General features: G+C 66.5%; 9 protein-coding genes, 1 tRNA gene and 1 pseudogene. 3 read left to right on the top strand and 8 right to left on the bottom strand.

The genetic code is table 11. The annotated features are described in order from the left end of the window. Positions 1 to 95: 95 nt before the first annotated feature. Positions 96 to 168 (top strand) — tRNA-Arg (locus GKQ77_RS18360). Positions 169 to 210: 42 nt separating this feature from the next. Here GKQ77_RS18360 and GKQ77_RS33460 read toward each other — a convergent pair. From GKQ77_RS33460 to GKQ77_RS18320, 8 genes and pseudogenes are all read right to left on the bottom strand, one after another. Next, positions 211 to 446 (bottom strand): annotated as a pseudogene (locus tag GKQ77_RS33460) (flavoprotein); the annotation flags it as partial. A 769-nt stretch (positions 447 to 1215) separates the two neighbouring features. After that, positions 1216 to 1428 (bottom strand): bacteriocin immunity protein, encoded by a 213-nt coding sequence (locus GKQ77_RS18350; protein ID WP_258021518.1) that lies wholly within the window; start codon positions 1426 to 1428, stop codon positions 1216 to 1218. Positions 1429 to 1453: 25 nt separating this feature from the next. After that, the gene (locus tag GKQ77_RS18345; protein ID WP_258021516.1) at positions 1454 to 5962 is read right to left on the bottom strand and encodes a pyocin-S2/colicin E7-DNase domain-containing protein; all 4509 of its coding nucleotides are present in this window, start codon (positions 5960 to 5962) and stop codon (positions 1454 to 1456) included. Positions 5963 to 5969: 7 nt separating this feature from the next. After that, entirely contained in the window at positions 5970 to 6281 is a 312-nt protein-coding gene (locus tag GKQ77_RS18340) for a hypothetical protein (protein ID WP_125514157.1), read from the bottom strand. 75 nt (positions 6282 to 6356) lie between these two features. Then, entirely contained in the window at positions 6357 to 7433 is a 1077-nt protein-coding gene (locus GKQ77_RS18335; protein WP_219689922.1) for a hypothetical protein, read from the bottom strand. Next, positions 7433 to 8080, bottom strand: coding sequence for a hypothetical protein (locus GKQ77_RS18330; RefSeq protein WP_308117704.1), 648 nt, complete (start codon positions 8078 to 8080; stop codon positions 7433 to 7435). The genes GKQ77_RS18335 and GKQ77_RS18330 overlap by 1 nt, the downstream gene beginning before the upstream one ends. 350 nt (positions 8081 to 8430) lie before the next feature. Further along, complete coding sequence (locus tag GKQ77_RS18325) at positions 8431 to 8736, bottom strand: hypothetical protein (protein WP_219689918.1); 306 nt, start codon at positions 8734 to 8736, stop codon at positions 8431 to 8433. 88 nt (positions 8737 to 8824) lie between these two features. Continuing rightward, on the bottom strand, positions 8825 to 9586 hold the full coding sequence (locus GKQ77_RS18320; RefSeq protein ID WP_219689916.1) for a ZIP family metal transporter: 762 nt from the start codon (positions 9584 to 9586) through the stop codon (positions 8825 to 8827). Between the two features lie 232 nt (positions 9587 to 9818). Here GKQ77_RS18320 and GKQ77_RS18315 point away from each other — a divergent pair, with 232 nt between their 5' ends. Further along, complete coding sequence (locus tag GKQ77_RS18315; RefSeq protein WP_219689914.1) at positions 9819 to 11018, top strand: hypothetical protein; 1200 nt, start codon at positions 9819 to 9821, stop codon at positions 11016 to 11018. A gap of 11 nt (positions 11019 to 11029) precedes the next feature. After that, positions 11030 to 11516, top strand: a 487-nt coding sequence (locus GKQ77_RS18310; protein WP_219689911.1) for a hemerythrin domain-containing protein, incomplete at its 3' end; no start/stop codon positions are given.

Below are 11516 nucleotides of genomic sequence, written 5' to 3'. Positions count from 1 at the left end.
CCCCAGGACCAACCCCCCAACCCCCAAACCCTGAAACGACCACCCGCTACACTGACGGCGGTGACCCAGTCCCCACGGACCGACGCCACCACCTCGCCTTCGTAGCTCAGGGGATAGAGCACCGCTCTCCTAAAGCGGGTGTCGCAGGTTCGAATCCTGCCGGGGGCACAGAGAAATACCTGGCGAGAGGCCCTTCCGTCCGACAGACGGGAGGGCCTTCGCATTCGCAGCTCGACGCGGGCGCTGCTCCCCGGGTGACCGCCAGGCCGAGCGGATCGGGCGGCGGGTCTGGGTCTCCACTGCCTCCGCATCAAGCGAGCCGACCTCTTGTGGAGTGGTGACGACGCCGACATCCCAGTGCGGCTCGTGCGCTGCCGTAATCAGCCGGCCGACGCCGGCTGCGCAGACCACGGTCTGGGGAGCAGCTTGTCGGACTGCTCGCTCACGCGGGCGCTCCTGGTTGGCGGCTAAAACGGGAGCGTGGGCGGCTCCGGCAGTGCCTCAGCCGATGGAAGTCTCGCCGTCGATGTAGTGGTCCAGCAGATCGCCCAGGGCGGAACGGCTGGGGGCCTGGGAATCGCGCACCGCCGCGTACGCACATCGTCGCTGTGGGCTCTGCATACGCTGATGCGCGTGGATGTGACGGGGTGATGTGGTCACACGGCCGCGACGCGCGCAAGCACCTGCACATCGCGGTCCAGCCGGTGACCGCTGAGGTGCGGGCCGCTACGGCGGTCTGCGCTCCGAGCAGCTCCAGGCCCGGATGCTGGCGGACGGTGACGAGCCGGACATCACGGAGGTGGAGCAGCTCTGCGAGCGGGCTCGCGAGCTGTTTCGAGCGGTCACCGACAACAGCGCCGAAGTCCGCAGCTGATCACGGGTACCGCGCCAACGTCACGACGCAGTCGGGCAACCACCCCTCGGCAATTCCGTGCGTACTGGCTCGGGCATGGGGGTGCGGCCGCGCCTCCTGCTCAGAGCGTCGTATCTCTCTTCGACAGCGGCGGGCAGCACCTCTCTTCCCGGAGTCGTGAGGGCCGATCTGGGTGCATCGCACCAACACCCCGCAGACCCTCGTGCACTGGATGATCAAAGCCGCCCACTTACCGGGGCTCCCGCCTGCCATACGGCCAGGGGGTTACCGACCTGGTACCCGTCCACATCTCCGAGGGACGGATGGGGGAGGAATAGGAGGAGCAGCGTTCTGTTATGCCCTTACAGTTCGATGGGCCGGTAGGCCAATGCCTGGTCGACTACTTCCTCCGCTGTCAGCGGGGGATCCTGGTGGAAGATCAGGTCAGATACGCGCGGATGTGGGACACTCGCCTTCAATTCCTCCAGCAATGCATCCTCCTCCACCTCCGAAAGAGACGCGTCAATAAGCATTTGCACAATCTCAATGAGTTCTGCGCGAGTCTCGCGGGGCACTTGGGACATCCTTTCAGCGGCAGCTTCATTTACCGAAATGGTAGCCGCGGTCGAGTATTTCTTTGTGGTAGCGCGGGGTTATAACGACAAGGTTATCAAGGTCATAGACGCCGCCACCACGCTGGATGGGTTGCAAGTGGTGCAGGACGTACCGGTACTGGCCGGGCTCCGCCTGGGCCGCGAGGACAAAGGGGGACTTGCCGCCCGCCATTGCCGTCTGCCCGGACTTGGAGAATTGCTTGGCGATGTCAGGATGCTTGGACACCTCCTCCCAAAACGCCGACCGGAAATCATTGAAGCTTTTGAACTGTCGCCCTTGCAGCCCTCTCGCCACCTGCCCAGGGATGCGCCCAGCATTTCCTTCCGATCCCCTGAGCCATCTACCGTTCACGTCAGGAAGCCGACTACCTCCCGTTACCGACCCTGGGGCATTTCGGAGCTGCGTGGAACTCTTCCTGGACCCGATCATGCACGGAGAAAGCCCCAGCGGGTCACCAGCTATGTGCGGGTTGTCCACATAGGCGGATGGATTTGGTGCGGGCTCCAGTCCGAGCGGGTCACTGGTGAGATAGCGGGCGGTTTCGGGGTCATAGTAGCGAAAGTAGTTGTAGTGGAGACCAGTCTCCGCGTCGTAGTACTGGCCAGGGAAACGCAGAGGCGTGTATGCATCGCTGTCCGTCGCCCATGCCGTCGTTCCCCACAGGGTGCTGCGGGAGCGCCAAGCGACGCTTCCTTCTTCGTCGATGAGTTCGCAGGGCGCACCGACGAGATCACTGACGATGGCGAAAAAGCGTGAGTCGACCTCGTCTTGGGGGGCATCGGCGACAGCGACCCGTTCGGACTGGGTGATCGGGCTCAGGCCGTCGTGATCCCATGTGAGGGTGACCAGGTTGGGAAGGCCATACGAACGGGTGGTCTGCTCACACAGAATTGGCCCGTCCCATGTGAAGTCGGTCTGTTCCAGAATCGTTTCGCCGGTGGCCGTCAGGCGTTGTTTTGCAGCGCGGCGTCCGAGAGGGTCATAGGAATAGCGCCACAGGGTGCCGTCGGGGGTGTCTACCTGGCGCAAGCGATCTTCGGCATCCCAGGTGTAGCGCCAGGTGTCGGGCTTGCGGGAGAGGCGGTGGCGTTGGCGCAGAGTGACGCGTCCGGCCGCGTCGTGTTCATAGCGGACCCTGCCGGCGTGGGTGAGCCGTGTACCGCTGTACGTACGCGAACCGGTGGCCTCATAGCCCGGGTGAGTGTCCGGCCATGAGGCGTACACCTGGTTGCCCGTCTCGTCGTAGGCGTAGCTCTCGGTCCAGTCGGCAGCTTGGACCGCGGTCACACGTCCGGTAGCGGCCAACTCAAACCGACGGGGCCCGTTGAGCTGGTCATCGAGTTCCACGAGAGCGCCGTCGGCGCGGTAGGTGTAGGCCCTCTTCTGAATTGAGCCGCGTCGGGCATCAGTGACTGTCTGGCTACGCAGCCGTCCCAGGGGGTCGAAGGCACTGGTCAGGGTGAGCTTGCGGCCGAAGTGCCGCGCCAATTCGTTGCCCGCCGGATCGTGTTCAAAGGTCAGGCTGCGGCCGCCTAGGTTGAGTTGGGTGCGGTGGCCGCCTGCGTCGTAGGTGTAGGTGCTGGTCACGCCCATGGGGGTGGTGCGCGAAGTGGGGCGGCCCAGTAGATCGTAGGTGTAGGTGGTGGCGCGGTCGTTGACCGTCTCGGACACCAGACGTCCGACCGCATCGTGGCGGAGGGTCAGCACTACCTCGGGGCCGGCGGCTTGCGTCAAACGGCCTGCCGCATCGTAGGAGTAGGTGGTCACGGCGCCGGCCGCGTCCTTGGCCAAGGTGCGGCCCATGGAGTCGAGCTCATAGCGGACCGTCTGTCCGGTTGCCGTAGTGCGGGAAGTGAGCCGTCCCGCGGCGTCGTGGGTGTAAGTGAGTATGCGGTCGTCGAAGTCTGTCTCGGAGACGAGCCGACCCGCAGGGTCGAAGGCGTAGCGCCAGGTCTCGCCACGGGAGTTCGTGACCTGGGTCAGACGAAGTTCGGTGTCGTAAGTGAAGGTATGTCGGACTCCGTCTGGGCCGGTGCGTGCCGAGAGGAGATCGAAGTGGGTGTACTTGTAGCCAGAAACGTTCCCCAGCGCGTCTGTGTGCCTGGTGCAGTTGCCCTCGCCGTCGTACTCCCAAGATTCGCTGGCACCGTCTGGAGTGGTGAGGCGCGCCAACCTGCCCTCCACCGTCCAGGCGAGGTGGGTCACAGCCCCTAGGGGGTCGGTGAGGGTCACCGGGCGTCCGTAACGATCCCGTTCGTAGGCAGTACGCGCCCCGAGCGGATCGGTGACTTCGATGGGCAGCCCTGCGGGGTTGCAGCGCACCCGCACGGTGTCGCCCAACGCATCGGTGATAGCCGTGAGGTGGCCGTCGGAGGCATGGGTGTAGTGAGTGGTGGCACCGGCCGGATCGGTGAGTCGAGTGCGGTTGCCCCGCTCGTCGTATTCCTGGCTCCACTGCGAGCCGTCGGGCTCGGTGATGGTGGTCGGCAGACCGAACCCGTTGTACTCCGCGTCGGCTCGGCGGCCGTCGGGAAGGCACACGGATGTGACGCGGCCTTGCTCGTCGTAGGCGTAGCGTGTGGTGTGGCCCAGGGCGTCGGTGACGGCGATCAGTCGGTGCTCGGCATCCCATTCCTGGACAGTTGTGTGGCCAAGCGGGTCAGTCTCTCTGACGAGACGCAGAGCCTCGTTGTGTTCATATCGTGTGGTGTGGCCCAGGGAGTTGGTGACCGTGGTCGTACGGGAGGCGTCGCCATAGCTGAGCGTTCCCGAGAGGTGGCCGGCGCTGCCCTCAGTACGAACGACTCGGCCGTGCGCGTCGTAACTGTATTGATACGCGCTGTTGTTGCGGTCAATCCACGAGGTGATACGGCCCTCGGAGTCGTGGGTGAACCGAAGAGGTAGACCGGAGGAGTTGGTGACCTCTGTGAGGTGCCCGTCCTCGCTGTAGTCGTAGGAGACGAGCACTGTGCCGGGGCTCTCCGGGCGCTCGGGGTCGAGCAGGCGCAGGGCGCTGATGCGAGGCAGGCCGGGGTGGCGGTCGATGGCAATGCGGTAGCCGCCGGAGTGCGCTACCTCCACAGGGGTGCCATCGGCCGCGTAGTGGAGGGTGATGCGCTGGCCATTGCGGTCCTGAATGTGCTGCAGGGGCAAGTCGACAGCGTCGCTGTGGTCGGTGGGCCGTGGAGTGTGGAAGGTGTGGGCCAGCCCGCTGTCGGGGTCGGTGATGCGCAGTGCGCCGTCGACCTCGTCGTCCCAGGCCAGGGGTATTCGCGGTCCGGTCTCTGGATAGACGGCGTCGGTGGCTCCGGGGGCAGGGTACGGGTAGACCAGTCGTGCGCCGTCGGCTGCCGCGTAGACGATGCCGTCGTCATCGGCTTGGAGGCGCAGGTCGAGGGTGGAGGCCCAAGTAGGACCGAACCAGCCGCCCCACCGGTACGACGACAGGTGGGTCCGTTCCAGTACAAGGGGAAGGGTGCCGGGCAGTTCGACATCAGTCTGGGGCAGCAGCATGTCGCCGGTGGCGACATCGATCGGGTCACGGTCGCACTTCTTGAACATGGACCGGATCGATGCGGGCAGCTTCTCCCACTCGGATGGGCGCAGCCTCAGTCGCGACAGACCGGAGCCGTCCAGCTTCAGTGCCTTGCTGACTTTGGCGAGTTCGCTGGGCTTGAGTTTGCCGAGGCCTTTGCCAAGGGCCTTGCCCAGCGCCCCGGCGCCGACGCCGAAGGCGGCACCGGTGGCCAGCAGCTCCGCCAGTCTGCCCGGGTCCTTGAAGACGCCGGGATCCCGCAGGGCGGCGTCGAAGGCGGAGAACTTCATGCCCTCGCCCGCGAGTTTGCCAGCTTTGGCGATCGTCTTGATCTCCCCGAGGGCCTTCAGCGCCCGCTCCAGACCACGGATCGCCTCCATGACAGTGCGAATGACCCGGGCCATACGGGACCCGGACTTCTCGATCCGGGCGATCAACCCCACGACCTTCACGGCCCGCGCGCCGGCCGCGAGGTTCCCGGCGATCACGGAGAGGCCGCCGGTCAGCACCGACAGGGCCAGGCTCGCGATCTCGAACTCCGCGATCTCGGCGAGGAGCACACCGATCTCGGTCAGCAGTGCGTGGGCCTCGTCGGCGAAGTCATCCAGCGCCTTGGCGCCCTTGCGCAGCGAGTCGGCCATCTCGGTGGCCTGGGTACGGGCGGTCTTGGCCCGCTTGTGAAGAGCCTTGGCAGCCTTGCCCTCCCACTCCAGGTCCTTCAGGGCCGTCTCGGCATCGCGGGCCGCGGCGTCCAGCCCCTTGGCCAGGGCCCGCCACTGCTTGGCGATCTCGCGGACGCCGTCGGGATCGACGGCGGGGTCGGTGATGCCCAAAAACTCCAGCCCGCTGGCGAGGGTGTTGCCGAAGGCGTGATTGGCCTTGTTGATCCAGTGCAGGGGATTGAGGTCCCCGGCGTCAATTTCGAACTCGGCGTCGCCGGGGATGATGTCGAAACCCATGTACGGCTCAGCCCTTCTTGGCGCGAGCCGCGGCGGACAACAGGACATCCAGCAGGTCGAAGGCGTCGGAGACGTCGTCCATGAACTTCGCCTCCGCCTCCCACTCCTTGTGCAGGTCCTTGGTGAGCTTGGCGATGGTGTCCATGCCGTCCTGGATGTCGTCCTTGGCACTCATCAGCGAACCCAGCACCCCGAACGCGGACAGGTCATGCGAAGCGGCCTTGAAGTCATGCAACGGCTTACGGGTGTGATCCTCCGCCTTGCCCAGCGCAGAAGCCGCCTTGTGCAGGGCCTCCGCATCCTTCTTCAGATCCGACATACGTGTCCGCCCCCCGTTGGTTGAAATGGTTGTGCGTGTGCTGTGCCGACCGGCCGACCAGTCCGTCGGCGGCGGTCAGCGGTTGATGGACTGGATTTCCCGAACGTTGATGTCCTGGGTGGTCTCGAAGGTGCCGTTGGGCAGGCGACCCTTGGCTCCCCCGGTGCCCTTCCAGGAGATCTCCCAGGTGACGGAGACATTCAGCTGGTACGGCTCTCCGCCCGTGGCGCGGAGGTAGGTGACACCGCACGGCGGGTCCTGCTGGGAGGAGCCCTTGGTGTACGGGGTGCCGATGGAGCCGTCCTCATTGACCGGACAGTCACCGGAGGCCGGAAGCGTCTTCGCATCGTCGGTGCCCGGCTCCAAGTGCAGTGCCACCGGCTTCGCGGTCGTCACCGCGTACAAGGGGGTGTTCGGCAGCTCGGCGCGCACCTCGACGTCTTTGAAGACGGCCTTGTCCAGCCACACCCAGGTGGGCAGATTCACTGTCGACTCGCCCTGCGGCTTCAGCTCGACCTTCGTGTCCGGGACGCGGATCTTGTCGTAGGCGTAGGCGGCCAGCACCTCGGGGGTGGGTGCGTTCGGGTCGTCGGGAACGGTGTCGGCGTTCTGCCAGAACATGGTCCGTGAGCAGTCCATCGCCTCGATGTCGTCCTCATGTCCCGTGCGGACCACGTCCCGCCAGAACATCCCCCGCTTCCCGATGTTGTAGTTCTTGGTGGCCTCGGAGGAGAAGGTCTGCTCGCCCTTGTCATACGTGTCGACGAGCAACTCCTCGGACCACCTGCGCTGGGAGTTCACGGGCAGCAACTTGCTCGTGCCCTTCATGTCCTCGACCGCGTCCTTGAGCTGTTCGGGCGTGGCCACCGGCTCGTACCAGCACGCCGGGGGCCGCCAGTCGGGGTCCACCGGGGCGAGCGCGCCGGTGGAAGGCTTGGCCGTACCGCCACCGGACTGTTTGACGACGATCCTGGATTGGCCTACTTGCGCATAGAGTTCTTTCCCTGAGGCTCCCCCTCCGGCGTGACCGGGCTTGGAGGGGTTCCGGCCGCCATCACCTCCGATCGCGGCCACCGGCTGCGCCGTCGCCAAGGACAGCATGAGGACTGTGGCGGTCGCGCTCAGGATCGCCCTGGTACTGCTCCGCCTCATCACTGGCACCCACCTTGGGTGGTCGCCACGAACGTGGTCTGCCATACGCCCTGGCTGGTTTTGCGCAGCTTGGTCCGGTACAGCACCTGCGCCTTGTCGGCCGGGGTCCCGGTGACCTTCTTGGTCTTACGGTTCTGCGTTGATGCCTTGCTCTCGTCCGAGCAGTAGAACAAGGTGCCCGAGCCGTCCGGGCTGATCCGCGCCTGCGGCTTGTATGTCCGTGTCTTGCCGATGATGGTCAAGTCCTCGTCGGCGAAGCCGCTGATCCACTTCTTGCCTGTGGCCAGAGCCTCGCCCGTGTTGTAGAACGCCATCGGCGCCGTTTCAGGATTGCCCTCGGCAATGGCCGCGTAGGAGGCGAGGAGCTGCTGCTTCCCGTCATCCATGATGGCCTGCAGCTTTGGATCACTGTTCGTCCAGCCGGCGAACTCCACCTGGAACGTGGGCGGCAGCTTGATTTGCGGCCGGTTGGCTCCATCCGGCTTCGCCGACGGGCTGGCGGAGGTCGAGGTGTCCTTGTCTCCGCCTCCGGCACCCTTGATCTTGTCGGACGAGCCGTCGTCACTACCGCCAGAGCCGCATCCGGTCAGCAAGAGTGCAGTGCTTGCGGCGATCGCGACCGCAACGGGCAGGAAATGGCGGTTCACTTCTGACTCCAGATGAGGCGTCGGCATCTCGGGGCATCTGGCGATGCTCAGGATGCAAATGCTTTCATGCGATCGATCTTCCTCTGCCCGTGGGGCGAGGAGTCTTCGTGGCCACCTGGCACGCCGTTAACCCGTCTCGATCAGGTCGTGAGCGAAGACGTCTACGGGGCGGACCAGCCCGGTCTGGAGCAGCGGACCACACACGTCGAGTCGGTCTCGGTGCCTTGCGGGTCGAGGTTGATCAAATCCGCGGTGCGGTCACCCACGCCTGAAACGAAAGGGGCGTTCACCGGTACCCAGTGATCCGGGGCGGTGTCAGAGTGGGGGAGGTGACCCTCGCCACCGTGTGGCTAGACCTCCCCGCCCGTCACCGTGCCGATCACATCCACCCCGCCCATCTCATGGAGGCTCGTCGGCAGTCCCAGGGTGCCGCACTGGTTGCCTGCGCTGCCGGCGGGCACGGCGGCGCCGAGGCCGGTGAGGATGCCGCTGTGCTGTGTCGTGGCACCGCTGGCGCTGGGGCCGCCGAGGGCGGCGCAGGCGTTGTCGAAGGCGGCGTTGCCGAAGCCGATGACGGAGGTCGCGCTTGCGGGTGCGGCGATGCCGAGGGCGCTGCCGGTTGCGGTGAGCAGAGCCAGCGCACTACTGACGTGCATACGGTTCATGCACCGCCAACGCGTACCAGCGCGGGTTGGATACGGGACCCAGCCCCGCGCCCGGGGAGCGATCCCCCGGCGCCCCACCTCACGCATGCGACAGCGCGAACGACACCAGGAAGCCGCTGACCGTGACCAGGCCGATCGCCATGGGGGCCTCCCGGAACGCCTCCGGGATCATCGTGTCCGCCACCATCGCCAGGATCGCCCCCGCCGCCACCGCCGTGACCCCGGCGACCACCGCCACCGGCAGCCCGCCGACCACGGTGTAACCGAGCACCGCGGAGACCGCGCTGGCCGCGGCGATCGCGCCCCAGACGCCGAAGACGTAGGCCTTACCGCGCCCGGCCCGCTTCATTCCGGCCGCGCTCGACAGTCCCTCCGGGATGTTGCTGATGAACACCGCCGCCACCGTGACCATGCTGACCGCACCGCCTTCGAGCATGCTGACGCCGATCACCGCCGACTCGGGCACGCCGTCCAGCAGGGCGCCGAGGGCCAGCGCCAGGCCCGACCCGCTCTGTGCCTGCTCCGAAGGCTGCGACTCGTCCCCGTGGTGGCCCGAGCGTTTGCGGTGGCGGGCGCCACGGCGGGCCAGCCACATGTTGCCCAGCGTGTAGGCCACCGCCCCGCCCAGCGCTCCCAGGGCCGCCGGGCCGAGGCCATCCTGCTCGTAGGCCTCACCGACCAGCTCGAACGAGACCGCGGACAGCAGCACGCCCGCGCCGAAGGCCATCACCCAGGCGATGACCTTCTGCGGCACCCGCAGCGCATAACCGCACGCCGCTCCCAGCAGCAGGGCGCAGCCCGCCAGCAATCCCCATCCACCTGCTTGCACCACTTCCGGCATGGGCTCCTTGTACCCACACGAGCGCGCGGTGATCAGTGATCAGTCACCAGTGATCAGCATGCGGCGCGCCCGTTGGTCCGTCGGGGGGAACCCCACCGCCCCCGGCCCTGAGCGGTGGCTCAATAGCACTCACGGTGAACAGACTGAGGAGCTGGTCCGTGCTCGTCGCCTGAAACGGGGTACCTGGGCCGCGCACGAGCCCCGCTCGTCCCGCCCCCCAGGAGGCAACGCCATGACGTTCAATCCATTGGAACAGCGGGGCATCCCGCTCGACCGCCAATTGCGCAGCTGGCGTGAGCTGAACGTGGATCCGATCGACCCGGACCACTGCGACCCGTACACCCGCTGCCGGATCATCACGATGAACGGCATCGAGGTCGAGGCGATCCTCTTCAGCCACCAGCTGGCCCGGAACACGGTCGACCCCGAGGTGAAACGCCAGCTGGCGCGGGTCCGCTACCTGGAGGCGCAGCAGCAGAAGGTCGTGAACTGGCTGCTTCCGGGGGTGTCGTCGGTCCTCGAGACGACCATCGCCTACGAGCAGGTCGCGGTGGACCTGACGGCATGGGTGGCGCGGATGGAGCCGGACCCGTACCTGAAGCAGGCGTACGAGTTCGGTGTGCTCGAGGACTTCGACCATCTGTACCGGTACGCGAACCTGTACGAGATGATCGAGCACCGCAAGGCGGAGTCGATCGTCGACGGCCTGACCGAGGTCATGCCCGGGCGGCCGACCAGGTTCCACCACCGTGACCCGGTCGACAACGTCCGCGACGCGTACGCCAAGGACGAGACGAGTCCGCTGTCGAAGCTGCACGCGCTGACGATCCTGTCGGCCGAGCAGCAGACCATGAACTTCTACATGAACACCGGCCCCACGTACATGGAGCCGATCGCCCGCCAGCTGTACCAGGAGATCGGGCTGATCGAGGAGGAGCACGTTACTCACTACGAGTCGCTGGTCGACCCGGGCGAGACGTGGTGGGAGCAGCTGGTCAACCACGAGTACAACGAGTGCTACCTGTACTACTCCTTCATGGAGCAGGAGAGCGACCCCAAGGTGAAGGCGATCTGGGAGCTGCACCTGAACATGGAGCTGGAGCACCTGCACGCCGCCTGCGACCTGATGCGCCGGCACGACGGCCGCGACCCCGCCTCGGTTCTCGCGCCCCAGCTGCCCGACGTACTCACCTTCGAGCCGAACAAGGGGTACCTGCGTGAACTGCTCGACACGCAGATGGACCTGACCACTCTGGGCGCCGGCTATGTGCGTGAGGCCCATGAGGGGTTCGAGCAGATGCAGGAGCGGATCCACGGCGGCGAGGCGCCCCCGAGCGACCGGGTGATGACCGAGCACGACGCCATGTTCGGCCGCGAGTACCGCGTGCAGAGCGAGGGCGACCACCCCGACCCCGCCCAGCGCGAGAAGTGAGGGAGGCCGAGATGTCCGAGCTGAAGACCCCGCACGCCGGGGACGACATGGCCAAGGACGACGACGTCGTCTCCCTGCTGATGCGCCAGCACGGCGACATCCGCAACCTCTTCGACGAGGTCGAGGCCACCAAGGGCGAGGAGCGCGGGGACGCGTTCCGCCGCCTTGTGCGGTTGCTGGCCGTGCACGAGACCGCCGAGGAGGAGGTCGTCCACCCGTTCGCCCGGCGCGCACTCCCCGGCGGCGAGCAGGTCGTCGAGGAACGCCTCGCCGAGGAGAAGGCGGCCAAGGAGACGCTGTCCGCCCTCGACGCACTGGACACCGACGACCCGAAGTTCATGCCCCAGCTGCTCAAGCTGCGCAAGGACGTCCAGGCACACGCCCGGGCCGAGGAACGCTACGAGTTCAGCCACATCCGCCGCAGCACCGCCTCGGCCGAGCTCGCGGTGATGACCAAGGCGGTCAAGGCCGCCGAGGCGATGGCCCCCACCCGGCCCC

The sequence above is a fragment of the Streptomyces anatolicus genome (assembly GCF_019400875.1).
GTDB classification, from domain to species: Bacteria; Actinomycetota; Actinomycetes; order Streptomycetales; family Streptomycetaceae; genus Streptomyces; species Streptomyces anatolicus.
Note: the sequence above shows the minus strand (reverse complement) of the source record. Positions and strands in the feature narration are given on the sequence as shown.

Coding starts and splice junctions, on each gene's coding strand:
- GKQ77_RS18315 (WP_219689914.1), top strand. CDS start 9,819: ATGACGTTCAATCCATTGGAACAGCGGGGCATCCCGCTCGACCGCCAA.
- GKQ77_RS18345 (WP_258021516.1), bottom strand. CDS start 5,962: ATGGGTTTCGACATCATCCCCGGCGACGCCGAGTTCGAAATTGACGCC.
- GKQ77_RS18325 (WP_219689918.1), bottom strand. CDS start 8,736: ATGCACGTCAGTAGTGCGCTGGCTCTGCTCACCGCAACCGGCAGCGCC.
- GKQ77_RS18335 (WP_219689922.1), bottom strand. CDS start 7,433: ATGAGGCGGAGCAGTACCAGGGCGATCCTGAGCGCGACCGCCACAGTC.
- GKQ77_RS18320 (WP_219689916.1), bottom strand. CDS start 9,586: ATGCCGGAAGTGGTGCAAGCAGGTGGATGGGGATTGCTGGCGGGCTGC.
- GKQ77_RS18340 (WP_125514157.1), bottom strand. CDS start 6,281: ATGTCGGATCTGAAGAAGGATGCGGAGGCCCTGCACAAGGCGGCTTCT.